This is a genomic window from Pseudomonas sp. P5_109 (genome assembly GCF_034009455.1).
In the GTDB taxonomy this organism is placed as follows: Bacteria; Pseudomonadota; Gammaproteobacteria; order Pseudomonadales; family Pseudomonadaceae; genus Aquipseudomonas.
On record NZ_CP125380.1, the window covers coordinates 3,519,011 to 3,544,881 of the forward strand.

Sequence of the window (25,871 nt, forward strand, 5' to 3'; positions counted from 1 at the left end):
TGAAAAAAGCGTTGGGTAGAGCGCTGGCCGGGGACGGCTCAGCCGGGTGCTGGCACGAGGAAGGAGCAGACGATGAGATTGAAAGGGTTCATGACCAAAACCTGATAATTATTTTTATGAGGCAGGGCGGCGGCATATCATGCAGCGAATCGCCCGTGACGTTCGGTTGAGAAATCCTCTGATTATTTAGTTGCGGTGTCAACCAATATTCAAAAGCTCAGCCTATTCCAGGTGTTCATTCAATGTCTGCAGAATCCCAACTGAACCTGACGCGTTATGTCCCCGCGCTGTTGAATTTTTTGTCCAACAAACTCTCCGCAGGCGCATCGCAGTGCTATCGCAAACACTTCGGTATCGGTGTGGTCGAGTGGCGAATGCTCTCGATGCTTGCCGTTGAAAATGACATCACCGCCAACCGAATCTGCCAGACGATTGGTCTCGACAAGAGCGCGGTCAGTCGCTCACTCCAGTCCCTGGAAGCGGCAGGGCACATTCGCAGCCAAGTGGATTCAACCGACGCGCGGCGCTACACCGTCAGCCTGACGGACAGCGGCATAGCCTTGCATGAGAGAGTATTGAAGGTTGCACTGGAACGAGAGCGGCGCCTGCTCAGCGGGCTCTCTGCCTCGGAAGTGGACACCCTCGTCGAGTTGTTGGGCCGGTTGCATTCCCAAGTAGCCAACGTGAACGAGTACGACCCGGTAGACGCTTGAGTTCACACGCTCGCATACGTTCCAGGTATCGCGATTGACGATAGGTCGCATCCCTGAACGCGATTAGTCAGCCTCGTTCTGTCACGTCAGTCTGTCGGTCATCAGAAACCTTCTGCGCGCAAGACAGGTAAAACATGCGTTATCGACGTCTTGACTTGAACCTGTTGGTCGCCCTGGATGCGTTGTTGAGCGAATGCAGCGTCAGCCGGGCTGCCGAGCGATTGTGCCTGGGTCAGTCGGCAACCAGTTCGGCGCTCGGACGATTACGTGAACATTTCAATGATCCGTTGCTGGTCCAGCTCGGACGGCGTCTGGAGCCGACTGCACTCGGTCTGGAACTGCTTCCAAAAGTGCGTGAAGCGCTGGCACTGACCCGTGAGATTGTCGATGCACCGGTCAATTTTGAACCGGCCAGTTGCAAGCGACATTTCACATTGGTGGCTTCCGACTACGTGGCTGGCGTCCTGCTGCCAGCCGTCAGTCTTCAATTGGCCCGAGTCGCGCCTGGCGTGCGCTTGAGCCTGCGGGATATGCCTGTACCGCGTGACGGTGACGTGGTCAGCGAAGCACTCGATTATCGCCGCAGTGATTGTGTGATTGTGCCTCAGCGGCGATTGAACCCGGCTTACCCCCATATACCACTGATGACCGACCAACTCTGTTGCATCGTCTGTGCTGGGCAACCCCGGTTTGCCGAAGGCTTGAGCCTGGCCGACTATTGCGGTGCGCAGCACGTGGTTCGCGAGTTTGCCGATGGCCGAAACCTGGCGATGGATGCTGCGCACCTGCAAGAATTGGGTATTGAGCGTCGAGTGGCGGTGGCCCTTGAAAGCTTCGTGTTGATGCCCGAATTCATCGTCGGTACTGCGCGGATCGCCACCGTATTTCGTCGCCAGGCGCAGCGCTTCGCTCAACATTATCCATTGCGTATTCACCCGGCACCGCTGGCATTTCCCGACGCTGTCCAGGTACTGCAATGGCATCCCTATCAGGACCATGATCCGGCAATGCTGTGGTTTCGCGGCCTGTTATCGGAGCAGGCCGCGTTGCTTGATCAGCGCGCCACCTGATCGCCGTTGTCCGCCACCAGCGCAGCCTGGGCAATCGCCTGCAAAGCGCATCGTTCGTCATTGTCTGAAGTGTCGCCGCTGATGCCAATGGCGCCCAGAATCAGTCCTTCGGCGTTGCGAATCAGCACGCCGCCGGCGACGGGTATCACTTCGCCGCCAGTCAGGCTGTTGATGGCGTCGAAGAATGCCGGCATTGCTTGCGCGCGCCGTGCAAGTTCTCGTCCGCCAAAACCCATTCCCAGGCAACCCCGTGCCTTGCCGGTGGCGATTTGTGGTCGAAGGAAACTCGCACCTTCATCACGCAGGACTGCGAGCGGATGACCCGCGGCATCCAGCACGGCGACCGCCAGGGGGTTGAAGCCCTTTTCCCGGGCGATGCTGATGGCGGTACTGGCAATGTTGGTGGCGGTCATCAAGTCGAGTGGCTGCATGGTGTTGGTCCTCATTGTGCCCACTTGCCCAATTGGGCTACGCGGTCTCGCGTGTAAAGGTCAGTCCACTTCAACGAGTTGAAATCGGATACCTGTTTGGGGTTGTAGGGGCTGCGCTCCATGCGCACGGATTGGCCAGCCTTGTACACGGCCTTAAGGCGAGAGCGGTCTTGCAGGATGCGGATGTCGTGCAACGGCGAACCGTCGAGCAACAGGAAGTCGGCTTGCTTGCCCACTTCGAGGGTGCCGATGGTTTCACTGCGTGGCATGCAGCGTGCACCCACATTGGTGGCGGCATACAGCGCTTCTGCGGGTGTGAAGCCCAATCGGGTGACGAGCAGTTCCAGCTCACGAGCGTGCCACTCGCCATAGGGCGTTACCGCGAAACCGCTGTCACTGCCACACGCGAAAGGCACGCCAGCAGCCTTGGCCCGCTTGAGCACTGCCGAACCGATTTCCAGGGTACGGGCACAGTAGCCGGCGTAACCGGTGGTGATGGCCGGATCGTGGGGTTGGCAAAAGTCCACGGTGTTTTGCGGGAAGGTCATGGTCGGCGCAAGGATGCTGCCGGCGTCGAGCAAGGCCTCGATGCACGCGTCGTCCATGTAGAAGGCATGGAACACCAGGTCCACCCCTGCGCGTGCGGCGTACATCACAGCCTCACGGCCGTAGGCATGGGTCGCCACTTTGCAGCCCAGGCGATGGGCTTCTTCGACCATCTCGCAGGTTTCTTCGGCGGTGAACGCGGCGATGATTTCGCCATTCGGGCGGCGGTGAGTGCCGTCCATGGCGATTTTGATCAGGTCGACGCCATCCTTGGCCTGTTTGCGGATTTCAGCCAGCGCTTCGCTGCGGCTGGTAACCAGGCGCGCAGTAAAAAATTCCGGAGCGCCTACGCGGCTTGGGAACCAGTCGTTGAGGCTCTGCCGATTGGTGATGACCCGGCTGCTGGCCGCAATACGCGGGCCTTCAAACAAACCGGCAGCGATTGCGTTGCGCACCGCGATGCTGAGTTGGCCGCTATCACCAGGGCAGACCATGCTGGTGACCCCGGCAGCCAGCACATGTTGGGCGAAAAACATGCCCCGCAGTGCGCGGAATTCGTCGCTGGTCCAGATATCAATGTCTTCTTCGCTCTGCGCGTTGCCGAAGGCCAAGTGGGTGTGCACATCCACCAGGCCCGGCATGACAAAGTTATCGCCGGCGTCCAGCAGGGTGTCTCCTGGTTTCGGCTGTGGCGCCAGGGCCGTTGGACCGACATAGGACAGCAGTCCGTTTTTCACGATCAGGGTTTGCTGTTGACGGGTTTGCAGGCCAGTACCGTCGAACAAGGTCTGGCATTTCAGGTGCAGGACATTCATGGCAGTTTCACTTTGCTGTTTGTTATGCAAAGCGAAGCTAGGGTAGGGCCATGGCAGCCACCAGCAACTTGTATCAATGCTCGCGTATTGATGGCGTCGATAGCTGCTGCACGCCTGGAGGTGCGGGGCTTTGCGACGCTAGCCAGGATCACTGGGCGGGTATCGCGAGTGACGATGACAGGCATCGTGATTGGCGATTTTTTATGAGCCTGATCGGGCGTCTATGGTGCGCGCTCATCATCCATTGAGAGCAGTCCCCATGACCACCGCATCCGTAACAGCTGAACTCCTGGCACTTGAGCAAGAGCGCCGCCGGGCATTGGTAGAGGAAGACTATTCGCGTGTCGCAGACCTGTTCGCCGATGATCTGGTGTATGTGCATACCACGGGATTGGTGCAAGACAAGGCGCAATATCTGGAGTACGCGAAAAGCGCCGTCCAGTATCTGGACATCGAGCGGGGTGAATTGCTGATCCGCTTTTACGGCGAAGGCTTGGCGGTCATGACCGGTACGCAGTGCAACACATTGCGTAAGCGGGGCGGTGACCAGTCGATTCGCGGGGAGGGCTTTGCCACGCAGGTCTGGGCGTTTGCCGAGCAAGGGTGGCAGATCACCTCCTTCCAGGGTACCCGAGGACCCAACTGAGCTCGTTCGGCGCTCGACAAAACGCCATCGCCGGCAAGCCAGCGCCTACAGGATCGTGGGTGAGCTTGGATTGTTTGGCACCACACAAATCCGTAGGAGCCGGCTTGCTGGCGATGGCGAATGTGACATCGCCATCGCTGGCAAGCCAGCTCCTACAGGATCGTGGGTGCGCTTGGATTGTTTGGCACCACACAAATCCGTAGGAGCCGGCTTGCTGGCGATGGCGAATGTGATGCCGCCATCGCTGGCAAGCCAGCGCCTACAGGGTCGTGGGTGAGTTCGGATTGGTTGGCATCACACAAGTCTGTAGGAGCCGGCTTGCTGGCGATGGCGAATGTGATGCCGCCATCGCCGGCAAGCCAGCGCCTACAGGGTCGTGGGTGAGTTCGGATTGGTTGGCATCACACAAGTCTGTAGGAGCCGGCTTGCTGGCGATGGCGAATGTGATGCCGCCATCGCTGGCAAGCGAGTTTGTAGAGGGAGCAGGTTACGCGGTGTGGCCGCCCAATGTTTCGGCAATCCAGTCGGCGATGTAATGACCCGCATTGATGCTGTTGTCGAAGCTGGAATGTTGCACGCCGCCTTCGCGTTCGGTGAAGATTTTAAGCTCTCGTTTTGGGCTGTTGACCAGTTGCTCGTAAGTGCGATGCGCCCACTTCAGTGGAATCTGTGAGTCCTTTTCACCGTGGGTCACCAGGAACGGAACCTTGATGCGATCCAATACGCCATCCAGGTGCACGTTTTCGGAGATGGCCATGAACTCATCCATATCTTTCGCCCCCCACACCCAGCACACGTGCGCCCAATAGTGCGGAACCGGGAAGCTGCCTTCTTTTTCAAGACGACGCTTTTGCACATCGCGCCAGTCATGGTTGGCGCCCCACACCACACCGCAGGCAAACCGTGGCTCGAACGCAACCGCACGTGGGCAGTAATAGCCGCCGAGCGAGACACCCTCCAGGCCAATACGTTTGGCATCCACATCGCTACGGGTTTCCAGCCAGTCGACCACCCGGCTGGCCCAATGTTCACTGTCGAAACGTGCGACCAGGTTATGCAGACGCAGTGCTTCTCCCGTGCCGGGTTGGTCGATGATCAACGATGAAATACCGCGCTTGGCCAACCACGCCGGCAGTCCGACGCGATATTTCATTTCTTTGGTCGAATCCAGTCCGTTGACCTGCACCAGGATCGGGGCCGGGCCGCTCACGCCTTCAGCACGCACCAGCAAGCCGGAAATGTGTTTGCCCTCGTAGGGGATTTCTACGCGTTCACAATTCTCGCGAGACAGTTCGATACCGCGTTTGAAGGTCTGCAAAAAACGCTGGTACAGCTCTGTCCGGCCCGGCGCGCCATGCGCCTGCAACCGTTCACAGGTGAGGTAGTAGGTGGCCGCGCGGTTGTATTTTTCGCCGGCGGACAGCAGGCGTCCATGGCCTTCATCTTCTTCGGCCAGGCCGCAGAGCTTGTCGGCCATCTTCGCCCAGGTTTGGCGAAACGCCTTGGTTCCAGCAGCGTCTGGCTGCTGGGCGGCTTCCTGCAGCGGCGCGCACATCTCTTCGATTTCGCCCATGCGGGCACCCATCTCGATGGCCAGGTCGACGGAGAGATTCCACACGTAATTGGTCGGGAAATAACGGAACATGATTGTTGTTGTCCTTGTGGTTGCCTTGACGTTCACAAGGCACGTTAAGGACGCGCCGACTAATGCGCCAATCGTGACTCGGGATGGGAGGTATCGCGAGCGGCGATATGATCATGCTCAAGATGCTGGATGAATTCGCTGATGCGTTCACGCAGCCAACGATGCATGGGGTCACCGTCGACGCTGCGGTGCCAGAGCATGACCTCGCGCATGACCGGAATCTTTACCGGAGGATTGAGGATGCGCAGCGGCAGGTGCTCGGCGTACAACCGCGCCAGACGCTGGTGCATGGTCGCGATGCGCTGGGTGCCGACGACCAGTTGCGGCAGGGTGTTGAAGTCGTTGGTGATGACTTCGATACGGCGATTGAATCCGTACTGGTTCATGAACCATTCTTCGATGCTCAAGTGCCGGCTGCGACCAAAGCCGACAGACACATGGCCCATGTCCATGTACTGCTCAAGGGTCAGGCTGTCGCCGACCTGGGTATTGCCTTGCCAGATCACGCAGACGTGTTCCTCTTCGAACAGCAGCTTGTGGGGGTGGCCGTCAATGATGTAGCGCTCAGGCACGATCATCAGGTCGACCTCGCCGCGAATCAGCAATTCACCGGAATTGTCGCCAGGGCCGAGCATCTCGAAGGTGATGTGGGGCGCTTCCTGATGGATCTTCTGAATCACCTGGGCAAACAGCACACTGATCAGATAATCCGAGGTCACAAGGCGGAAGTGTCGTTTGCTGGTCGTTGGGTCGAACACTGGCTTGGCGGTGATCGACGACTGGATCGTCAGCAGCACTTCGCGGATGGGCTTGGCAAGCTCCTGCGCGTAAGGCGTGGGCTGCATTTTACGCCCCACCTGCACCAGCAGTTCGTCCTCGAAATAGGTACGCAGGCGTCCCAATACGCCGCTGGTGGCGGACTGCGTCATGTGCAGGCGTTCGGCGGCGCGGGTGATGTTCTGCTCTTCGAGCAGTACATCGAGTGCGACCAAGAGATTCAGGTCCAGGTGGTTGAAACGCATCAGGCATGTCCGGTCTTGTATTTATTTTCACGATACATTCCGGTTAATTCATCGTCACGTCAACCCCGCCCGTGAGCCGTTACCCAGCGCACTCAGGTATCGCGTTTTCCGATAGGTCGCATCCCCACTTGCGATTAGTCAGCTGCCAAACCGCACGGCAATCTTCGCCGCAGTCGGACTTGTTGCCGACACCACCACCGGATTCCATGCATCGCTGACGGGCCTGTCGAGCCCTCGGTGCCTGCTTCCGGATACTAATTTCAATGGAGTGGTAGCGATGAACATCATTGGCCTTGATGCCCTGATCTTTGGCGTCGATGATATCCAAGCCTGTACCGATTGCCTGCGTGACTACGGCCTGGCGCCGGTTGACGTCGACAGCAATGGCGGGCGTTTTGAAGCACTGGACGGCACGGCCGTGATCATTCGCCGTGCGGACGATCCGACGCTGCCGGTGGCCATCGGTCCGGCACCGTCGATTCGCGAAACCATCTACGGCGTCGCCAGCGCGGCTGACCTTGACGCCATCGAAGACGAGTTGGCACGAGACCGTCAGGTCACCCGTGAAAACGGCGTGCTGCACAGCGTCGACGACATGGGTTTTGCAATTGCTTTCCAGGTCAGCGTTCGCAAGTCCTTCAACGCTCCGGATGACCTGACCAATGCTGCCGGCCACGCACCACAGCGTCCGCTTAACCAGCCAGGCATCACCCTCGAAATGGCTGCGGTGCCACGCACGCTGTCGCACGTCGTGTATTTCGTCCCTGATGCCGCCAAGGCCGAAGCCTTCTACGCCGAACGCCTGGGCTTCAGGACCACCGACACCTTCATCGGCGCGGGGCCATTCATGCGCCCTGCGGGTTCCGATGATCACCATTGCCTGTTCATGATCCAGACCCCGCCGCACATGAAGGGTTGCGAACACTTCACCTTCCACATGGGCAGCGGCACTGAAGTGTTGCTGGCCGGTACGCGCTTCGAGCAAAAAGGCTGGACCAGTTTCTGGGGCCCTGGCCGTCACCTCTTTGGCTCCAACTGGTTCTGGTACTTCAACAGTCCGCTGGGCTGCCACATCGAATACGACGCCGACATGGACAAACACGATGACGCCTGGGAGGCGCGCCGCGCACCGCTGTCGGCGGACAACTCGCAGTTGTTCCTGTTTACCTCGAAGGAAAAATGGGCGCCGGGCGGCCCGCCCCGGTAGGTATCTGTCATGGACCACAGCGATTTTTTCCTGTGCCGGATGGACGAATTGGCAGAAGGGCAGGCGCGTGGATTCGATCCATTGCAGCGCGGCAGGGACAGTGTCTTTGCACTGGTGCACGAGGGGCAGGTGCGGATTTATCGCAACAGTTGCCCGCATCTGGATGTGCGCCTGGAGTACCGCAAGGACCGGTTTTTGTCGGCTGATGGTCGGTTGATCGTCTGTTACGCCCACGGTGCGCAGTTTCTTCCGGGCACTGGCGAATGTGTCTACGGCCCGTGTCTGGGCCAACAGTTGGACGCGTTGCCATGGCGCCTGGAGGAGGGTTGGGTGGTGCTGCAAATGCCTGTAGCGACGGCGTTGTCAGGGTTGGTTGAGGTATCGCGTTTGGCGATACATCGCATCCCTACTCGCGATTAGTCAAATCCCTGCTTTGACGGGAAGCTGAACCTGACGACGCAGTGCCCGGCGCTGCATCGAATCACAAGAATAAAAAGTGAGTAAGCCATGAGTGCAGTGAACAAAGTTCTGATCGTGGGCGGTGGTATTGGTGGTTTGTGTGCGGCCATTGCACTGCGACGCAAGGGCATTGAAGTCGATCTGATCGAACTCAAGTCAGAATGGACCGTTTACGGTGTCGGGATCATCCAGCAAAGCAACGTCGTTCGCGAAATGGCCAAGCTCGGCGTGCTCGACGGTTATCTCGATGCGGCGTATGCCTTTGAAGATGTCGCCATCTATGGCCCGGCCGGCCAGCAATTGGCGCGTATTCCGGGCCAGCGCCTGGCGGGGCCTGCCTACCCGGCGAACGTCGGTATTTCACGTCTGGCACTGCATAAAGTCCTCAGTGAAACCGCCCTGGAGCTGGGCGCCAAAGTACGCCTGGGGCTCAGTGTGGAAACCCTGAATGACCAGGGTGACAGCGTCGACGTGTTGTTCACCGATGGCAGCCGCGGTGACTACGACCTTGTGGTGGGCGCCGATGGCTTGTTCTCCAAAGTGCGCGACCTGCTGTTTGGTGACACTTACAAACCAAGGTTTACGGGGCAATCGGTGTGGCGCTACAACTTCCCTCGCGATCCGCAAATCGATCACCTCGCCAACTACCAGAGCGCTGAAGGTAACGCCGGCCTGGTGCCGTTGGCCGGTGACTTGATGTACCTGTTCCTCACCTCCCACGAACCGTCCAATCCCTGGATGGACCCTCAGACGCTGGCCGAGCAGATGCGTCAGCGCTTGCAAGGTTTCACCGGCCTCATTGGTCAGTTGCGTGAACAAATCACCGACAGCAGCCAAGTGGTTTACAAGCCCATGGAGGTGGTCTTCGTCAACGAGCCATGGTACCGCGGTCGTGTCCTGTTGATCGGCGACGCTGCCCATGCGACCACGCCACATCTGGGGCAGGGCGCGGGCATGGCGATCGAAGACGCCATCGTACTCAGTGAAGAACTGACTGGCGACGGCAGCATTGAGCAGGTTCTCCAGCGCTTCATGGCGCGCCGGTTCGAGCGTTGCAAGTACATCAGCGAAAGCTCGGTGTTGGCTGGCGACAAGGAAATGCAGCACGACCGCGAGTTCGATCGGATCGGATTGGTCAAGCAGATGCTTGCGCTGACGGCCGAGCCCATTTGATTCACCCACAGCAGTTACCACTATAAAAACAAGAGGTTAACGCGATGGTTAGTTCCACGACTGCGGTGCTTGCGCGCCGCCCGGTCTGCACGTCTGCACCCTTTGGTTTCACCTTGGCCGCTGCGCTGGTGCTGTGCAGCCAGGCTGCCCATGCCTTTCAGGTCGACACCGGTAATCCGGATTTCAACCTGCGCTGGGATAACACAGTGAAGTACAGCGCCGCATGGCGCACCCAAAACCCCAGCAGCAAACTGACCGAAGGGCAGGTGTCACTCAACCAGGACGATGGCGATCGGGCGTTCAAAAAAGGCCTGATTTCCAATCGCACGGACATCCTCTCCGAACTGGATATGTCGTTCAAGAACGTCGGTGCGCGCGTCAGTGGTGCCGCTTGGTACGACACCGAATATCAACACGATAATGACAACGACGATCCGGCGCGTGCCAACGCCCGTTCCGTAGCCTACGACGAATTCACCGATGACACCCGTCACCTGCATGGCGGTGACGGTGAATTGCTCGATGCATTCGTGTACTGGAACGGCGAGCTGGCCGATCACGCCACGTCCTTGCGCGCGGGCCGCCACGGCTTGATCTGGGGTGAGAGCCTGTTCTTCGGGGCCAACGGGATTGCCGGTGGCATGGGCCCGGTCGACGTGGTGAAGGCGCAGTCCGTACCCAACACCCAGTTCAAGGAAATCACCCGTCCGGTCAATCAACTGTCGGGGACTTTTCAGCTGACCGACGACGTGTCGCTCGGTGCCTACTACCAGTTGGAATGGGAAGAGACACGCCTGCCAGGTGCCGGCAGTTATTTCTCCACCAGCGACACCATTGGTGAAGGCAACGAACGCCTGATCGTGGGGGCGCCATTCCCTGCGTTTCTCGGTGGCAATCCCGGCAGTCCGGCGGCGTTCTTCCACGGCAATGACAAGGAAGCAAGAAGTTCGGGGCAGGGCGGTTTGCAGTTGAAGTACAGCGCCGAGACGGTCGAGTACGGCCTGTACGCGATCCAGTATCACGACAAAACCCCCAAGCTGTACCTCAAGCCCTCCGCCGGTGCACCGAACTTCAGCACGGGCCAGATCGGCGAATACTACTGGGTCTACCCGGAAGACATTCGTGCCTTCGGCGCCAGTTTTTCTACCACGGTTGATGAGTACAGCTTCGCCGGTGAAGCCTCGATGCGCTGGAACATGCCGCTGGTTTCCAACGGTCAAACCGTTCTGCCCGGGGTCGTGGCTGACAACGATGACGACGCCCTCTACGCGGTCGGCCGTACTGCCCACGTCAACCTCAACGTGCTGGCCTCGTTCGGGCCGAACTTCCTTGCCAGGGAATCGGGACTGATCGGCGAGATCGCCTGGAACCGACTGCTGAGCGTCACCAAAAACCGTGCCGCCCTCGACCCCAATGCCACCGACGACGGCCTCGGGTTCAAGGTGGTCTACACCCCGACCTACCGCCAACTCTTCTCCGGCATCGACATCAGTTTCCCGGTTGGCCTCAGCTACTTCCCGCTGGGCAAATCGGCCGTTGTCAGCTCCTTCGGCCCGGACAACGGCGGCGACATGAACATCGGCATCACCGCCACTTACCTGGATCGCGTCACCGCCGGCCTGACCTACACGCATTACTACGGCGCCGAAGACACCAACCTCAACGCCGCCAGCCAGTTCAATTACAAGCAATCGCTGAAAGACCGGGATTACCTGGCTTTCTCCGTCAAGACCACGTTTTAAGAGGACTTGCGCATGACCCACAACAAGAAAACCGCAGCCTTCAAGCTCAAAGCCCTTGGCTTGGCACTGCTCGGAAGCCTGGCCATTTGCAGTCAGGTGACATTGGCAGCGACGGCTGAAGACGCGGCCAAACTGTCGAAAAACCTGACACCGTTCGGGGCCGAGCGCGCCGGTAACGCTGACGGCTCGATTCCCGCCTGGGACGGTGGCTACACCAAGGTCGACCCTTCGTTCAAAGAAGGCGGCAAGCGCAGCGACCCGTTCGCCGCTGACAAGCCGCTGTTGAGCATCACCTCGAAAAACCTGGCGCAATACGCCGGCAAACTCAGCGACGGCACCAAGGAAATGTTCAAGCGTTTCCCGGACACTTATCGCATCGACGTTTACCCGACACGGCGCACCGCCGCCGCGCCGCAATGGGTGTATGACAACACCCTGAAAAACGCCACCCGCGCCAAACTGGTGGACAGCAGCGCAGGTCCGGTACCTGAAGGCGCCTTTGGCGGCATCCCGTTTCCGATCCCGCAAAACGGCGCCGAAGCCATGTGGAACCACGTGTTGAATTGGCGTGGCACCTCAGTGTCGATGCATTTTCGTCACTACCTGATGACTGCAGACGGCAAGCAGGTGATGACCACCGACGGCCAGGCCATTCAGGAGATGCCGTATTACTACCAGGAAGGGACGCCAGAGTCGTTTGCCGGTGACTATTGGCTGTTCCGGCTGCTCAACGTTGGTCCGCCATTACGCGCCGGCGAGCAGATCATGGGCCGCACCAACATCAACGGCGACCTGTCCCAGGCGCACGTGTACCTGACCGGCCAGCGCCGTGTGCGCAAGCTGCCCAATGCCTGCTGCGATACGCCGACACCGGCGACTGCCGGGGTGATGTCGTTCGACGAGTTGAGCGTGTTCCAGGGCCGCATGGACCGCTTCAACTGGAAACTGGTGGGTAAGCAGGAGATGTACATCCCCTACAACACCAACAAGGTGCAAACCGCCGCCAAACCTGAAGACCTGTTCCTCGCTCACCACATGAATCCCGATTACGTGCGCTGGGAATTGCATCGCGTCTGGGTCGTGGAAGCGGACCTGGCACCGGGCAAGCGTCACCAATTGCCGAAGGGCCGCTACTACCTCGATGAGGACACCTGGCAAGCCATGCTGGGCGACCGCTGGGACGCTAACGGCCAACTGGCCAAAACGTTGTGGTCGTTGCCGGCGGTACTTCCGGACCTGCCCGCGCAAGCGCAATTGTCCTCGGGCTTTTACGACCTGACCTCCGGCGCCTGGTTTATCCAGAACGTCTACACAGGCCTGCCAGAACAGTACGGCATGGTGGATCGCTACAAGGCCTCCGAATTTTCGCCGGCGGCAATGGCGGGTGCCGGGGTTCGTTGAGACAGACCGGATCGCGGTGAGTGGACCGTGATCCGGTTTCAAACGGTTTGTCGAGGTCGGTAATGAACAGAATCTGTCAGGTGGTGGGTCGGCTCATGTGTCTTATGGCGTTGCCGTTGAGCCTGGCGCATGCCGCTGCGGTGGGCGACACGCTCGATACGCCGGCGATGCAGGCGCCGCAAGCGAAATCCGCGGTGTTGCTGGACCTGGCCCGTGCGGGTGCGCGGTTGGTGGCGGTGGGTGAGCGGGGCATCGTGCTGCTTTCCGATGACAACGGCGTGAGCTGGCGTCAAACGGCGGTACCGGTTTCCGTCAGCCTTACGGCCGTGCAGTTCATCGACGCGAATACGGGCTGGGCCGTCGGGCATGCGGGTGTCGTATTGGTCTCCCATGACGGCGGTGAGCACTGGGCTGTGCAACTCGATGGCCTGCGTGCTGCACAGCTAGAACTGGTAGCCGCTCGTCAGCAACTGCCTTCGGCCAACGACCAGGAAGCGGCCGCCGCGCGGGTGCAAACGGCTGAACGACTGGCCGGCGAGGGCGCTGACAAGCCGTTTCTAGCCGTGCAATTCGTGGACGCCCGACACGGCTTGATCGTGGGGGCGTATGGCCTTGCCTTTCGCACCGACGATGGCGGCGTCACTTGGCAATCCATCATGGGCAACATCGATAACCCGATGGGTGCGCACTTGTCTGCGATCACCCAACAGGGACAACACTGGTTCCTGGCGGGCGAGCAGGGCTACCTCGCTCGTTCCGACGACGCCGGTCATTCATTCGCGCAGTTGGAAAGCCCTTACACGGGCAGCTTCTTTACCGTGCAGATGCGCGATGACGGCGTCTTGCTGGTGGCCGGGTTGAAGGGCAATGCGTTTGTCTCCAGCGACCTGGGCCAGAGCTTCCAGCCTGCGCCGGTGACGATGCCGGTGTCTTTCAGTGATGCAATCCGTACCGACGACGGCCAGTTGTTGCTGGTCAATCAGAGTGGCGCCTTGTTTCGCACCGACAACCCGCCCGGCGCAATGCTCAAGCCTATCGGCAAACCGCTCGGCAAGCCCGTCTCCAGTGTTATCCAGGCCGCCGACGGCAGCCTGACGCTGGCGGGTTTCACTGGATTGACGCGCCTGTCGCCGTCAATCGCCAACGCTTCGGAGTGAGGTTATGAAGTCATTCGACAACGCCATGGCAAGCCTGGCGAATTTCGATCCACGCTCCGGTTCAGTGGTGGAACGCACGCTGTTCAATCACCGCCTGTGGGTCTTGTTGGTGTGTGTGTTGACGACCCTGGTATTGGGTTATCAAGCCACCCGTATCGAGCTCAATGCCAGCTTCGAAAAAATGATCCCCACGCAACAGCCCTACATTGCGAACTACCTTGAGCATCAGAAGCAGCTCACGGGTTTAGGCAACGCGCTGCGCATCGTGGTCGCCAACAAACACGGCGATATCTACGACGCCGAGTACCTGAAAACCTTGCAGGCACTGAGTGACAAACTCTACCTGCTGCCGGGCGTCGACCGGGCGTACATGAAGTCGCTATGGACACCGGCCACGCGCTGGGTCGCCGTCACCGAAGACGGTCTCGACGGCGGCCCGGTAGTCCCGGATGACTACAGTGGCACCGCCGCCAACCTCGATGCACTGCGGCGCAATGTGCAGCGCTCCAACGAACTCGGTCAACTGGTAGCGTTCGACCAGACCTCCAGCATCATCTACGTGCCGTTGCTGGCAACCACCTCTGACGGCAAAGCGCTGGACTACGCGGTCTTGTCCGGGCAACTGGAAGCCCTGCGCAGCACCTATCAAAGCGATGACATCGATATTCGCATCACCGGTTTCGCGAAAAAAGTCGGTGACCTGATCGCCGGCCTGAAGCAGATCCTGCTGTTCTTCGCCGTCGCGATCCTGATCACCACCGCCGTGCTGTTCTGGTACACCCGCTGCCTGCGCAGTACGGTGCTGGTAGTGCTGTGCTCGCTGGTGGCGGTGGTCTGGCAGCTCGGACTGCTGCCATTGTTGAATTACCAGTTAGACCCGTACTCCGTGCTGGTGCCGTTTCTGGTGTTTGCCATCGGCATGAGCCATGGCGCGCAGAAGATGAACGGCATCATGCAGGACATCGGGCGTGGCATGCACCGGGTGGTGGCTGCGCGATTCACCTTCCGGCGCCTGTTCCTCGCCGGGCTGACAGCGCTGCTGTGCGATGCCGTAGGTTTTGCGGTGCTGATGCTGATCAAGATCCAGGTTATTCAAGACCTTGCAGTGATCGCCAGCATCGGCGTGGCGGTGCTGATCTTCACCAACCTGATTCTGCTGCCGGTCCTGCTCTCTTATGTCGGTGTGACACCGCGTGCCGCGCAACTGAGCCTCAAGAGCGAACAGGCCGAGCAAAGCGGTCAGAAGCGCCATGGGTTCTGGCGCTTTCTGGACCTGTTCACCCATCGGCGCTGGGCCAGCCTGTGCATCGCCATCAGCCTCGCCTTGGCAGCGCTCGGCTTTCTGGTCAGCCTGCAACTGAAAATTGGTGACCTCGACGCCGGTGCGCCGGAACTGCGTGCAGACTCGCGCTACAACCAGGACGATGCTTTTCTGACCCGACATTACGGCGCGAGCAGCGACCTGTTCGCGGTGATGGTGAAAACCCCCGCCAGCAGTTGTGCGCGCTACGACATTCTGGCCAAGGTCGATGCCCTCGACTGGCAACTGCGCGCCTTGCCGGGCGTTGACTCGACCAACTCGCTGGCGTTGCTGAACCGGCGCATGCTGGTCGGGCTCAGCGAGGGCAATCCGAAGTGGTACGAGCTACAGAATAATCAGGCGATGCTCAACATGATCACAGCCAGTGCGCCGCGGGGGTTGTACAACGAAGATTGCAGCCTGCTGACCCTGTATGCCTATCTCACCGACCACAAGGCGGAAACCCTGACCCGCCTGGTCGAACACGTGGAAAAATTTGCCGCCGAGAACAACACCGACGAGGTGCAATTTCTTCTGGCAGCCGGTAACGCCGGCATCGAGGCGGCGACCAATATCGTGGTCAAGCAAGCCAACCGCGAGATGCTCGTCTGGGTCTACGGTGCGGTCATTGTGCTGTGCCTGATCACCTTCCGCTCCTGGCGCGCCACGCTGTGCGCGGTGATTCCGCTGATGCTCACGTCCATCCTTTGCGAAGCGTTGATGGTCTGGCTGAACATCGGTGTGAAAGTCGCCACGCTGCCGGTCATCGCCTTGGGCGTCGGCATTGGTGTCGACTATGCGTTGTACGTGATGAGCATTCTCCTGGGGCATCTGCGCCAAGGGGAAAGCCTGTCCGAAGCGTATTACCGCGCCCTGGTTTCCACCGGCAAGGTGGTGATGCTGACCGGTATCACCCTGGCCATCGGCGTGGCGACCTGGACATTTTCACCCATCAAGTTCCAGGCCGACATGGGCGTGCTGCTGGCGTTCATGTTTGTCTGGAACATGGTTGGCGCATTGGTGTTGCTGCCGGCGTTGGCGTACTTCCTGTTACCCGCACGCAGCAAGGCGCAGGGTGCCGTTGTGCCGATGCCCAACGAGATGGGTGCCGAGAAGGCAGTGGTCGCACACGTTCAACACCTGCAAATCAAGGAGCACTGTCATGGTCGCTGATACCTTCGTAAAACCTGCTCGGCAGCCGGGACTGGCGCAATCGCTATTGCTGCTGTTGGGCAGCTGCTTGCCAGTGTTGGGTGCCGTGTTGCTGGCCCCGGTGTTACCGAGGATGCAGGCGCATTTTGCCAGCGTCGACGGCAGCGCCGTGCTGGTCCCCATCGTACTGACGCTGCCAGCGTTGGTGATTGCCTTGCTGGCACCCTTCGCCGGGCTGATCGCCGATCGACTTGGGCGCAAGCCGTTACTGCTGGCGAGCATGGTGCTGTATGTGCTCTGCGGCGTGCTGCCGCTCTGGCTCGAGTCGCTGCAGGCCATCGTGCTCAGCCGTGCTGGCATCGGATTGGCCGAGGCGGGGATCATGACCTGCTGCACCACACTGATGGGTGACTACTACAGCGGTGCCAAACGCGAGCGTCTGTTTGCCTTGCAGATGGTCGCGACGTCTTTGTCGGCTGCGGCATTCATCGCGTTGGGTGGCTTCCTGGGGCAGAACGACTGGCGTACGCCGTTTGCGTTGTACGCCGTCGGTTTGATTTTTCTGCCGCTGATGGCCTGGCAACTGTGGGAGCCGCAAGCCCGCACGCAGCCTGAGCAACCGACGCAGCCATTGCCGACCGGCAAATTCCCGTGGCGCGGGCTCGCCCCCCTGTACGTGTTGTCTCTGCTGGCAGGTTTGAGCCTGTTCATCGTGCCGGTGCAGGCCGGGTATCTGCTCAACCTGCTGCACGTCGATGCTCCACAACAAATAGGCATGACCATGGGTGCCAACCAACTGGGCGTGCTGGTCGGTGCGCTGAGTTTTCGATTGTTCAGTGGCATGCGAGGGCAGCATCTGCTGCTGAGTGCCTACGTACTTGCAGGCATTGGCGGGTTATTGATGGCGGCTGCCGCGACCCATACGCAGGTCGTGGTTGCGGTGACGATCAATGGCCTGGGCATCGGCTTGATGCTGCCGACACTGATCACCTGGATTATGGCGCACGTCAGTTTTCATCAGCGCGGGCGGGCGGCTGGGTGTTTCACCGCCGCGATCTTCGCGGGCGAATTCATCAGCCCTCTCGTGGTTCTCGGCATGACCCGTGGTGACTCCACGGTGCTACCTCAGGCATTGGCCCTCGTGGGTGGCCTGCAACTGCTGGTGGCGGTGTTTTGTCTGGCCGTGCCGAGGTCAGGTGGTTTGTTACACGACGCGAACGTTGTGGCCGGTGGCTCGACCATCGCCGAGAAAAATTGAACGAGGATTTTCCATGCAAGCGCTTCCTGAATTCAAACGAGTGGTCACCGGTCACGATCAGCAAGGCCAGGCCATCGTCGCCAGCAACGGGCCGACGCCGAACGTGTTCCCGCTTTCGGCGGTGCCGGGCACGGTGTTTCATGAACTGTGGAACAGCACCACCAGCCCGGCCTTGCTCGACAACGCCAGCGACCCCAGCAACAAGCCCCTGCAACTCAGTCCCGGGGCCCAGGGCAGTGTCATCCGGGTGGTGGATATTCCGCCGGACAGCGTGCAGAACCAGGTCAGCGCTGAAGATGCCGCGGCGGTGTTCGCCGAAATCGGTGAATCCCATGCAGGCACCGGCCAGCGTGACTCCAAACATAAATTGATGCACCGCACCGAGACCCTCGACTACGGCATCGTCACCGAAGGTGAAGTGTGGCTGGTGCTGGATGAGGAAGAAGTGCACCTCAAACGCGGCGACGTGGTGGTTCAACGCGGTACCAATCATGCCTGGAGCAACCGCACGGAAGCGATGGCGCGCATGGTTTTCATCTTGCTCGACGGGCGTTATGCCGCTGAGCTGAGCAACGGCAAGGGAGCATCGGCATGAAACTCGCCACCCTGAAAAACGGCAGTCGCGATGGTCAGCTCGTGGTGGTCTCGCGCGATCTTGCCTGGGCGCTGGATGCCCGTTCCGTGGCGCTCACCTTGCAGGAAGCCATCGAGAACTGGAGTAGCGCCGAGCCGCGCTTGCAGCTGCTGTCGAATCAGTTGAATGCGGGCGAGGCGGCGGGTGCCTTTGCCTTCGACCCTGTCGAGGCGATGGCGCCACTGCCTCGCGCTTATCAATGGTGCGATGGCTCGGCCTTTCTCAGCCACGGTGCGCTGATGCAGAAGGCATTCAATCTTGACCCCATCGACGGCGTCGAACACACGCCGCTGATGTACCAGGGTGCCGGTGACGATTTCATTGGCGCACGCGACGATATCGCGTTGCCGAGCGAGAGTCAGGGCATCGACTTCGAAGGCGAGTTTGTGGTGCTGGTGGATGATGTGCCCATGGGCTGCGACGCCGAGCAGGCGCAGCAACATATCAAGCTGATCCTGCAGATCAACGACGTCAGTTTGCGCGCCCTGGCCCCTCGGGAAATGCGCACAGGCTTTGGATTCTTGCAGGCCAAGCCGTCCTCCAGCTTCGCGCCGCTGGCCATTACACCGGACGAACTGGGCGATGCCTGGCGCGACGGTCGTGTGCATTTGCCGTTGCAGGTGCACTGGAATGGCCAGTGGTTTGGTCATCCGCACGGCGGGCAAATGAACTTCAGTTTCGGTCAGTTGATTGCTCACGCCGCGCTCACCCGCAGGCTGCGCGCTGGTACGCTGATGGGTTCCGGTACAGTCTCCAACGCCGAAAGAAGCGCGGGCTCGGCGTGCATCGCCGAGCGCCGTGCCATCGAGATGATCGAGCATGGCGCCGCCCAAACCGGCTTCATGCGCTTTGGCGACCGCGTGCACATGGATGTCACGGGCAGCGATGGACAGTCGCTGTTTGGCGCAATCGATCAATGCATCGTTCAGGCCCAAGGCTGAGGAGCGGCTTATGCGTGTGTTGATTACCGGTGCCAATGGTTTTGTCGGACGAGAGCTGGTGCGTTGCCTGCTGGCGCAGGGCAACTTGCGAGGGCAAGCCATTGGCACGTTACTGGTGCTGGATAGAGACTTGCAGGACTTGCCGGACGACACCCGTCTTCGCCGTCATTTCGGCAGTGTGACCGACCCGGCCTTGATGCGTCGGGTATTGGCCGACGGCATTGACGTGGTGTTCCATCTGGTCAGCATTCCAGGTGGCGCGGCAGAAGAACAGTACGAACTCGGCTACCAGGTCAATCTGCTGGCCAGCCTGGAATTGCTCAACCAGTTGCGCAACAAAAGCCATCCGCCGGTTTTGGTGTACGCCAGCAGCGTGGCGGTGTACGGCGGGGATCTTCCGGCGCGCATGAGCGAGTCTGCCGAGCTGCGCCCCGAACTGTCCTATGGCACCCACAAGGCCATGGTGGAAAGCGCCATCAGTGATCTTGCCCGGCGGGGCGATGTGGACGGTCGTGTGTTGCGCCTGCCAGGCATCGTCGCCCGGCCTCGCGAACCCAACGGGTTGCGTTCTGCATTCATGAGCGACCTGATGCGGGCCTTTGCCGAAGGTGAACCCTATCAATGCCCGGTCTCGCCAGAGGCAACGGCGTGGTGGATGTCCGCCCGCTGTTGCGTGAACAACCTGATCCACGCTGCGGAGCTCGATGGCGACGTGCCTGGAATTCAACGGGTGTGGCAGTTGCCGGTGCTGCATTTGTCGATTGCCCAGGTCATCGATGCATTGGCTGAGCGTTACGGGCAGGAGCGCCGCGCATTGATCAGCCATGCGCCCGACGTTCAGCTGGAAGCATTGTTCGGACGTATGCCGCCATTGAAAACACCGCAGGCGCGCGCTGCCGGTTTCAGCCATGACCGCAACGCTGCCGCGCTGGTGCGCAATTCCCTGAATCCCGCGGCCCCCCGACGCTTGCCGCTCACCGGAGAGAACTTTGATGTCATTGCCAACCAAGCCTAAACGTCGTCTCGTCGACCTCTCGGTCACCCTGGACAATAATCCCTACACCGATCCGCCACCGTTGTTGCCGAAAATCGATTACATGGATCACCAGCAAGGCTGGCCGGAGATGGCGGCGATGTTCCCGGGTTTGCAACTCGAGCAGATGCCGGGCAACGAATCCTGGGCGGCCGAGCGTCTGCACATCACCACCCACAGCGGAACGCACATGGATGCGCCCTGGCATTACGCCTCGACCACCGACGGCGGTCAGCCGGCATTTGGCATCGACGAGTTACCGCTCGATTGGTGCCTGCAACCGGGCGTGAAGCTGGACTTTCGGCACCTGGCGGACGGTCATGTGGTGACCGCCGATGAGATTGAAACCGAGCTGGCGCGAATTGGCCATCAATTGCAGCCGCTGGACATCGTGCTGATCAACACCCGTGCCGGCGCGTTGTTCGGGCAACCGGGTTATCTCGATGCCGGCGTCGGCATCGGTCGTGAAGCCACGATGTATCTGCTGGAACGTGGCGTGCGGGTCGTGGGCACCGATGCCTGGAGCTGGGACGCGCCGTTCAAGTACACCCGCGAGCGCTTTGCAGCCGATGGCGATGCCTCGATCATCTGGGAAGGGCACAAGGCCGGACGCGATATCGGTTATGGGCAAATGGAAAAGCTCGCCAACCTGGAATCCCTGCCGGCCAGTGGATTCGTGGTGTCATGCTTCCCCTACAAGATCAAGCACGCGTCGGCCGGGTTTGTGCGAGCGGTAGCGATATTCGAAGAGTAGGGCGCCTGGGGGAACAGCAGGAAAAGTCCTCGATCAAAAACACAATAAGAGAAACAACATGCCTCTTTTTCGTCTGCCTCAAACTTTATTGACGGCCATGCTGGCGTTGGGCAGCAGTCTGGTCATGGCGGCCAGCGCTGAATCTGCACAGCCCAATATCCTGCTGATTGTGGCCGATGACCTGGGTTACTCCGACCTGGGCAGCTATGGCGGTGACATCAGTACGCCAACCCTGGATCAGTTGGCCCACGATGGTGTGCAGTTCACCAACATGTACGCGGCGCCAACCTGTTCGATCACGCGTTCGATGCTGATGTCCGGCACCGACAATCACCTCGCCGGGCTCGGCACCATGGCTGAAGCGCTGCAACCCTTTCAACGCGGCAAGCCAGGTTACGAGGGGTATTTGAACCAGCGATCCTATTCAATTGCCGATCTACTGAAAAAAGGCGGCTACAGCACGCTGATGGTGGGTAAGTGGCACTTGGGACTGGAGGCGGATCAAGGTCCGGATCAACGGGGATTCGAGCAGTCTTTCACTTTGCTTGAGGGCGGTGCTGCACACTTCAAACCCTCGAGTGTCGATCCGACTAAAATCGAGCAAGTGCACTATCGCGAAAACGGAAAGGCCGTGACGTTGCCGGACAACTTTTACTCCACGGATTTCTACACCGACAAGCTGATCAGCTACCTGCAAGACAGCAAAAAGGACGGCAAGCCGTTTTTCGCCTACGCCGCCTACACCTCGCCGCACTGGCCGCTACAAGCACCCAGGGAATACCTGGACAAGTACCAGGGACAATTTGACCAGGGGTATGACAGCGTACGTCTGGCCCGGATCGAACGGATGAAAAGCCTCGGCCTTATAGCCAGGGATGCCCAGCCTGCGAATCCGCTACCGGTCAATCCAACGTTGCCGGGATGGGACCAGTTGAGTCCTGAACAGCAGCGTGTCGAGGCGAGGAAGATGGAAATCTACGCCGCCATGGTCGACAACCTTGACCATAACATTGGTCGGGTGATCGATTATCTGCGCAAGAGTGGGCAGTACGACAACACGTTGATCGTGTTCATGTCGGATAACGGTGCGGCCGGGGAGAACCACACCCAGTTCTATCCGCCGGGCGCGCACACTGACAATAGCTTTGCCAACCTCGGGCAGAAGGGTTCTCAGATCGACTATGGCCTGCGCTGGGCCGAGGTCAGCGCAGCGCCGTTCCACTTGTTCAAAGGCACCACCGCCGAGGGCGGCATCAGCGTGCCGGCGATTATCCAACTGCCCAAGACACTGCGTCGCCAAGGCATGGAGCGCGGTGTTGCGCGGGTAGATGACCTGGCACCGACCTTTTTGGAACTGGCGGGTATCGCATTGCCAAACGAAGCGCCAACGGACACGAGTAAACACCCGATCACCGGTAAATCAATGCTGTCAATGCTTGCCGGTAATGGCAGCCCGCACGGCACCGACAGCCTGGCCGGAGAGCTGTTCGGCAATGCTTATTATCGAGAGGGCAATCTCAAGCTGTTAGGCCTGCGACCCCAGGCAGGCTTTGGCGCAAGTGCGCAACCATTGCAATGGCAATTGTTTGATTTGGCACAGGACCGCGGCGAAACCACAGACCTGGCTGCCTCCCAGCCTGAGACGGTGCAACGACTCAAGAAGGCCTGGTTGAACTATGCAGAGCAGGTGGGTGTGGTGTTGGCGACGCATTAACCCTCAGTCCTTGCGTGTTCCGGAACGTTGGGAATTGAACGTTTGAGCGCCCGACTTTATTAGCGGTGCCCAAGTGTTTCAGCATTCTTTATCCAGGCATCAAGCGCTCTGACCATTTGATTGACCTCACTGTCGTCCCGCTCCGAAGGGCGGACGATGGCGTTCCAGGCGATATCCAGGCCGTCATTCAGGGCGGCCCACGCCAGTTCCCCGCGCTCGAGACTGGGGGTCACCAGGTCGCGTTGCAAGATGCTGATTCCGTAGCCTGAACGCACCAGTTCGACGATGGCTTCGATCAACTCCACGGTGATCATGCGGCGCGGCAAGATGCTGGCGGGGGCGAAGAACCGGTCGTATTCCCAACCGCTGGCGCGATCGGTCGAGTAGGTCACCAGGTTGTAGGTCTTGAAGTCTTCGGCGTAGATATTCGTCCTGCCCGCCAGGGGATGGTCGGTTGCCATGATCGCAATCAGGTCATCGCGAAACAGCGGCAGTTTTGCCACGCCACTCGGCACCATGCCGTCATCGATGATGGACACGTCGAGCCGGCCTTGCATCAGGCTCGCGTAAACGTCATCGCGGGGCACGGTCACCAGGGTGATTTCGATGTCGGGCCGAAGGCTGGAGTAGTGCTTGATGAATTTTGGAATCCAGCGAAACGGACCGTAGGAGGTGACGCCCATGCGTACAAAAGCGGTGACGCCACCGGCCATGGACCGGGCCTCGGACTCGGCCTCATTGAGTATCGCGATGATGTCCTTGGCGGCTCGCTCCAGGCGCACACCGGCAGGGCTGAGCCGCAGTTTTCCGCCCGATCGTTCCGTCAGATTCACCCCAAGCCGCCGCTCGGCTTCGCGAATACGATGACTGACAGCCGAAGGCGTCAGCCATAGACGCTCGGCCACGGCTGTGACCGAATCGACTTCCGACAGGGTTTTCAACATCACAAGGTGATCGAGCGTCAGTCTCATGGCAGGCGACCTGAAAATAATTCACAAAATTGCGTAAAATTATGAGCGTGACTTGTTTTTGGTGCCGTTGCAATCTGAATCCAGCAGAGCCCACCGGAGACCAACAACAATGACTACCCTGCCTTTCACACCTGTATTGACCCTGGGCGATATCGTCGACCTGGAGCGTTACCCCATTACCGATCGCAGCCATCCCGCTTACCTCGAACTGGTCGCTCACAGCCAGTCGTTGCTGGGGCAGGAGGGCGTTGCAATCTTCCCGGGGTTCGTTCGCGATCAATCGGTTGTCGCCATGGCGGACCAAACCCTCGCACTGCACCCGCGCATGTTCCATTTTCGGGAAAAACACACGGTTTATTTCAAGCCCCAGGAGGAGGGCGTCGATGCGCAGCATCCGTTGCGACGGTTGATGGACACCGAGAAAGACACCGTGGCTTATGCCGACATTCCTGGCGACCACTCGATCCGGCAGATCTATGAGTCGGACGATGTACTGTGTTTCATCAAGGATGTGCTCAACCTCGACGCGCTCTATCGGCATGCCGATCCGTTGGCCGCCCTCAACCTGCAGGGATTCACCACAGGACAGCAGCTGGGATGGCATTTCGATCGATCCGACTTCAGTGTCACGCTGTCCCTCCAGGCGGCGAGCGCCGGTGGGGATTTCGAGTACGTGCGCATGCTGCGCAACGAAAACGACGATTGCCATGACGCGGTCAGGCAGTTCCTCGATGACCCGAAAACACAGCAGGTGGAAGTGCTGCCGCAAGTGCCGGGCACCCTGACATTGTTCCGAGGTCGCTATTCACTGCATCGGGTAACGCCGGTGGAAGGGGACCGGTTGCGGCTCAACGCAGTGTTCGCCTATGTGGATCAACCCAATGTCGAATTCAGCGATTATGCCCGCCAACTGTTTTACGGGCGCACCACGGTCGAGCCACTGGTCTGAGTGTCACCCATAACAATAAATGCAATTGATTCACGCCTTTGCTTCACGTGTTTGCGGCTGGTTTATTCCTGTGTCGCACACAACAGTTCGCTGCCCCCAATAATAATGATTCGGAGCGTCTGATCATGAAAAGCAGGAAGAAGTTGCTGGCCTCGTTGCTCACCCTTGGCCTGCTCGCCGGTAGCGCGTCAAGCCAGGCGGCAGGCTGGTGTGAGTCGGGCAAGCCGGTGAAGTTTGCCGGCCTGAACTGGGAGAGCGGGATGCTCCTCTCCGACATCATGATGATCGTGCTCAAGGATGGTTATGGCTGTGCGACCGATCAATTGGTGGGTAACACCATCATTCTCGAGACCGCCCTGGCCGCCAACGACATCCAGGTGTTTGGCGAAGAATGGATGGAGCGCAGCGAAGTCTGGAAAAAGGCGGCGGCAGCCGGCAAGGTCATCGGCGTTGGCGCTCCGATCATCGGTGCGACCCAGGGCTGGTACGTCCCGCGTTACGTCGTCGAGGGGGACGCCAAACGCAATCGACCGGCGCAAGCACCCGACCTCAAGACAGTCGCCGACCTGAGCAGGTACGCCAGTGTTTTTCACGATGCAGAAGAGCCGTCCAAGGGCCGGTTCTATAACTGTCCCGCGGGCTGGATTTGTGAGCAGGACAATACCGAGATGCTCAAGGAGTACGGTCTGGAAAATACCTTCACCAACTTCCGCCCGGGCACCGGTGCTGCATTGGATGCGGCGGTCCTGTCCAGCTACAAGCGCGGTGAGCCGGTACTGTTCTACTACTGGTCACCGACCCCGCTGATGGGGCAGATCGATGCGATAAGACTGGAAGAAAAAACCGGAGCCAACAAAGACGTCGTCACCATGGTCGGGCTCTCCAAGGCCTTTCATGAACAGGCGCCCGAACTGGTCGCGGTGCTGGAAAAGGTCAATATTCCCATCGATCTGCTGAATCAGAACCTGGCGAGGATGACCCGCGAACGCATCGAGTCACCGAAGCTGGCCAGGATGTTCCTCAAGGAACACCCGGAAGTCTGGCATGCCTGGGTCGACGAAACCGCCGCCAAAAAAATCGAGGCAGCGCTTTAACCGGGCCTCCAGGGCAAGGATGCCCGCACTCTGCAACGCCCCTC

At 59.7% G+C, this 25,871-nt stretch carries 23 protein-coding genes; 18 read left to right on the forward strand and 5 right to left on the reverse strand.

From position 1 onward, the window contains the following. Positions 1-242 precede the first annotated feature (242 nt). Complete coding sequence (locus tag QMK54_RS15795; RefSeq protein ID WP_110662103.1) at positions 243-713, forward strand: MarR family winged helix-turn-helix transcriptional regulator; 471 nt, start codon at positions 243-245, stop codon at positions 711-713. A 134-nt stretch (positions 714-847) separates the two neighbouring features. Next, positions 848-1,783 (forward strand): LysR family transcriptional regulator, encoded by a 936-nt coding sequence (locus QMK54_RS15800; protein WP_320400830.1) that lies wholly within the window; start codon positions 848-850, stop codon positions 1,781-1,783. On the opposite strand, the gene QMK54_RS15805 is transcribed toward QMK54_RS15800, so the two are convergent. Beyond that, the gene (locus QMK54_RS15805) at positions 1,768-2,214 is read right to left on the reverse strand and encodes a GlcG/HbpS family heme-binding protein (RefSeq protein WP_223595432.1); all 447 of its coding nucleotides are present in this window, start codon (positions 2,212-2,214) and stop codon (positions 1,768-1,770) included. The genes QMK54_RS15800 and QMK54_RS15805 overlap by 16 nt on opposite strands. 11 nt (positions 2,215-2,225) lie before the next feature. Further along, complete coding sequence (locus tag QMK54_RS15810) at positions 2,226-3,575, reverse strand: metal-dependent hydrolase family protein (protein ID WP_110662106.1); 1,350 nt, start codon at positions 3,573-3,575, stop codon at positions 2,226-2,228. Between the two features lie 259 nt (positions 3,576-3,834). Here QMK54_RS15810 and QMK54_RS15815 point away from each other — a divergent pair, with 259 nt between their 5' ends. Beyond that, the gene (locus tag QMK54_RS15815) at positions 3,835-4,221 is read left to right on the forward strand and encodes a nuclear transport factor 2 family protein (protein ID WP_110662107.1); all 387 of its coding nucleotides are present in this window, start codon (positions 3,835-3,837) and stop codon (positions 4,219-4,221) included. Positions 4,222-4,708: 487 nt separating this feature from the next. Here QMK54_RS15815 and QMK54_RS15820 read toward each other — a convergent pair whose 3' ends face one another. Together QMK54_RS15820 and QMK54_RS15825 are read right to left on the reverse strand one after the other, a co-directional pair. Then, positions 4,709-5,866, reverse strand: coding sequence for an alpha/beta hydrolase family protein (locus QMK54_RS15820; protein WP_110658387.1), 1,158 nt, complete (start codon positions 5,864-5,866; stop codon positions 4,709-4,711). 59 nt (positions 5,867-5,925) lie between these two features. Further along, positions 5,926-6,888, reverse strand: a complete 963-nt coding sequence (locus QMK54_RS15825; protein ID WP_320400831.1) for a LysR family transcriptional regulator — start codon at positions 6,886-6,888, stop codon at positions 5,926-5,928. A gap of 277 nt (positions 6,889-7,165) precedes the next feature. Between QMK54_RS15825 and QMK54_RS15830 the strand changes: the two genes are divergently transcribed. The 13 genes from QMK54_RS15830 to QMK54_RS15890 all read left to right on the forward strand — a co-directional run bounded on the left by QMK54_RS15830 (position 7,166) and on the right by QMK54_RS15890 (position 22,813). Continuing rightward, the gene (locus QMK54_RS15830; RefSeq protein WP_223595440.1) at positions 7,166-8,095 is read left to right on the forward strand and encodes a VOC family protein; all 930 of its coding nucleotides are present in this window, start codon (positions 7,166-7,168) and stop codon (positions 8,093-8,095) included. Positions 8,096-8,104: 9 nt separating this feature from the next. Then, positions 8,105-8,515, forward strand: a complete 411-nt coding sequence (locus QMK54_RS15835) for a Rieske (2Fe-2S) protein (protein WP_223595445.1) — start codon at positions 8,105-8,107, stop codon at positions 8,513-8,515. 87 nt (positions 8,516-8,602) lie between these two features. Continuing rightward, entirely contained in the window at positions 8,603-9,727 is a 1,125-nt protein-coding gene (locus QMK54_RS15840; protein WP_320400832.1) for an FAD-dependent oxidoreductase, read from the forward strand. Between the two features lie 44 nt (positions 9,728-9,771). Next, positions 9,772-11,469: a DUF1302 domain-containing protein gene (locus QMK54_RS15845; protein ID WP_320400833.1), complete on the forward strand. Its 1,698-nt coding sequence runs from the start codon at positions 9,772-9,774 to the stop codon at positions 11,467-11,469. Between the two features lie 12 nt (positions 11,470-11,481). Beyond that, the gene (locus QMK54_RS15850) at positions 11,482-12,870 is read left to right on the forward strand and encodes a DUF1329 domain-containing protein (RefSeq protein WP_320400834.1); all 1,389 of its coding nucleotides are present in this window, start codon (positions 11,482-11,484) and stop codon (positions 12,868-12,870) included. 62 nt (positions 12,871-12,932) lie between these two features. Continuing rightward, on the forward strand, positions 12,933-14,027 hold the full coding sequence (locus tag QMK54_RS15855) for a WD40/YVTN/BNR-like repeat-containing protein (RefSeq protein ID WP_223595454.1): 1,095 nt from the start codon (positions 12,933-12,935) through the stop codon (positions 14,025-14,027). A 4-nt stretch (positions 14,028-14,031) separates the two neighbouring features. After that, positions 14,032-16,500 carry an efflux RND transporter permease subunit gene (locus QMK54_RS15860; RefSeq protein WP_320400835.1) on the forward strand — a complete coding sequence of 823 codons (2,469 nt, stop codon included), beginning with the start codon at positions 14,032-14,034 and terminating at the stop codon, positions 16,498-16,500. After that, a complete protein-coding gene (locus QMK54_RS15865; RefSeq protein WP_320400836.1) occupies positions 16,490-17,737 on the forward strand; it encodes an MFS transporter in 1,248 nt (415 codons plus the stop codon). Before QMK54_RS15860 ends, QMK54_RS15865 begins: the two co-directional genes overlap by 11 nt. Positions 17,738-17,750: 13 nt before the next feature. Beyond that, positions 17,751-18,332, forward strand: coding sequence for a cupin domain-containing protein (locus QMK54_RS15870; RefSeq protein WP_320400837.1), 582 nt, complete (start codon positions 17,751-17,753; stop codon positions 18,330-18,332). Further along, positions 18,329-19,312 (forward strand): fumarylacetoacetate hydrolase family protein, encoded by a 984-nt coding sequence (locus tag QMK54_RS15875; protein ID WP_320400838.1) that lies wholly within the window; start codon positions 18,329-18,331, stop codon positions 19,310-19,312. Before QMK54_RS15870 ends, QMK54_RS15875 begins: the two co-directional genes overlap by 4 nt. 10 nt (positions 19,313-19,322) lie before the next feature. Then, positions 19,323-20,327 (forward strand): NAD-dependent epimerase/dehydratase family protein, encoded by a 1,005-nt coding sequence (locus tag QMK54_RS15880; protein WP_320400839.1) that lies wholly within the window; start codon positions 19,323-19,325, stop codon positions 20,325-20,327. Continuing rightward, entirely contained in the window at positions 20,305-21,099 is a 795-nt protein-coding gene (locus QMK54_RS15885) for a cyclase family protein (RefSeq protein WP_110658374.1), read from the forward strand. Before QMK54_RS15880 ends, QMK54_RS15885 begins: the two co-directional genes overlap by 23 nt. A gap of 58 nt (positions 21,100-21,157) precedes the next feature. Next, positions 21,158-22,813, forward strand: a complete 1,656-nt coding sequence (locus QMK54_RS15890) for an arylsulfatase (RefSeq protein WP_320400840.1) — start codon at positions 21,158-21,160, stop codon at positions 22,811-22,813. A gap of 59 nt (positions 22,814-22,872) precedes the next feature. Here the strand turns inward: QMK54_RS15890 and QMK54_RS15895 are convergent, their stop codons facing one another. Beyond that, positions 22,873-23,784: a LysR family transcriptional regulator gene (locus QMK54_RS15895; RefSeq protein WP_110658372.1), complete on the reverse strand. Its 912-nt coding sequence runs from the start codon at positions 23,782-23,784 to the stop codon at positions 22,873-22,875. 109 nt (positions 23,785-23,893) lie between these two features. Between QMK54_RS15895 and QMK54_RS15900 the strand changes: the two genes are divergently transcribed. Further along, complete coding sequence (locus QMK54_RS15900) at positions 23,894-24,733, forward strand: hypothetical protein (protein WP_223595470.1); 840 nt, start codon at positions 23,894-23,896, stop codon at positions 24,731-24,733. 125 nt (positions 24,734-24,858) lie between these two features. Next, positions 24,859-25,827 carry an ABC transporter substrate-binding protein gene (locus QMK54_RS15905; protein WP_223595472.1) on the forward strand — a complete coding sequence of 323 codons (969 nt, stop codon included), beginning with the start codon at positions 24,859-24,861 and terminating at the stop codon, positions 25,825-25,827. Positions 25,828-25,871: the final 44 nt, after the last annotated feature.

Excerpts from the sequence above, each read along its gene's own strand:
- QMK54_RS15795 (WP_110662103.1), top strand. The coding sequence starts at position 243 with ATGTCTGCAGAATCCCAACTGAACCTGACGCGTTATGTCCCCGCGCTG.
- QMK54_RS15800 (WP_320400830.1), top strand. The coding sequence starts at position 848 with ATGCGTTATCGACGTCTTGACTTGAACCTGTTGGTCGCCCTGGATGCG.
- QMK54_RS15805 (WP_223595432.1), bottom strand. The coding sequence starts at position 2,214 with ATGCAGCCACTCGACTTGATGACCGCCACCAACATTGCCAGTACCGCC.
- QMK54_RS15810 (WP_110662106.1), bottom strand. The coding sequence starts at position 3,575 with ATGAATGTCCTGCACCTGAAATGCCAGACCTTGTTCGACGGTACTGGC.
- QMK54_RS15815 (WP_110662107.1), top strand. The coding sequence starts at position 3,835 with ATGACCACCGCATCCGTAACAGCTGAACTCCTGGCACTTGAGCAAGAG.
- QMK54_RS15820 (WP_110658387.1), bottom strand. The coding sequence starts at position 5,866 with ATGTTCCGTTATTTCCCGACCAATTACGTGTGGAATCTCTCCGTCGAC.
- QMK54_RS15825 (WP_320400831.1), bottom strand. The coding sequence starts at position 6,888 with ATGCGTTTCAACCACCTGGACCTGAATCTCTTGGTCGCACTCGATGTA.
- QMK54_RS15830 (WP_223595440.1), top strand. The coding sequence starts at position 7,166 with ATGAACATCATTGGCCTTGATGCCCTGATCTTTGGCGTCGATGATATC.
- QMK54_RS15835 (WP_223595445.1), top strand. The coding sequence starts at position 8,105 with ATGGACCACAGCGATTTTTTCCTGTGCCGGATGGACGAATTGGCAGAA.
- QMK54_RS15840 (WP_320400832.1), top strand. The coding sequence starts at position 8,603 with ATGAGTGCAGTGAACAAAGTTCTGATCGTGGGCGGTGGTATTGGTGGT.
- QMK54_RS15845 (WP_320400833.1), top strand. The coding sequence starts at position 9,772 with ATGGTTAGTTCCACGACTGCGGTGCTTGCGCGCCGCCCGGTCTGCACG.
- QMK54_RS15850 (WP_320400834.1), top strand. The coding sequence starts at position 11,482 with ATGACCCACAACAAGAAAACCGCAGCCTTCAAGCTCAAAGCCCTTGGC.
- QMK54_RS15855 (WP_223595454.1), top strand. The coding sequence starts at position 12,933 with ATGAACAGAATCTGTCAGGTGGTGGGTCGGCTCATGTGTCTTATGGCG.
- QMK54_RS15860 (WP_320400835.1), top strand. The coding sequence starts at position 14,032 with ATGAAGTCATTCGACAACGCCATGGCAAGCCTGGCGAATTTCGATCCA.
- QMK54_RS15865 (WP_320400836.1), top strand. The coding sequence starts at position 16,490 with ATGGTCGCTGATACCTTCGTAAAACCTGCTCGGCAGCCGGGACTGGCG.
- QMK54_RS15870 (WP_320400837.1), top strand. The coding sequence starts at position 17,751 with ATGCAAGCGCTTCCTGAATTCAAACGAGTGGTCACCGGTCACGATCAG.
- QMK54_RS15875 (WP_320400838.1), top strand. The coding sequence starts at position 18,329 with ATGAAACTCGCCACCCTGAAAAACGGCAGTCGCGATGGTCAGCTCGTG.
- QMK54_RS15880 (WP_320400839.1), top strand. The coding sequence starts at position 19,323 with ATGCGTGTGTTGATTACCGGTGCCAATGGTTTTGTCGGACGAGAGCTG.
- QMK54_RS15885 (WP_110658374.1), top strand. The coding sequence starts at position 20,305 with ATGTCATTGCCAACCAAGCCTAAACGTCGTCTCGTCGACCTCTCGGTC.
- QMK54_RS15890 (WP_320400840.1), top strand. The coding sequence starts at position 21,158 with ATGCCTCTTTTTCGTCTGCCTCAAACTTTATTGACGGCCATGCTGGCG.
- QMK54_RS15895 (WP_110658372.1), bottom strand. The coding sequence starts at position 23,784 with ATGAGACTGACGCTCGATCACCTTGTGATGTTGAAAACCCTGTCGGAA.
- QMK54_RS15900 (WP_223595470.1), top strand. The coding sequence starts at position 23,894 with ATGACTACCCTGCCTTTCACACCTGTATTGACCCTGGGCGATATCGTC.
- QMK54_RS15905 (WP_223595472.1), top strand. The coding sequence starts at position 24,859 with ATGAAAAGCAGGAAGAAGTTGCTGGCCTCGTTGCTCACCCTTGGCCTG.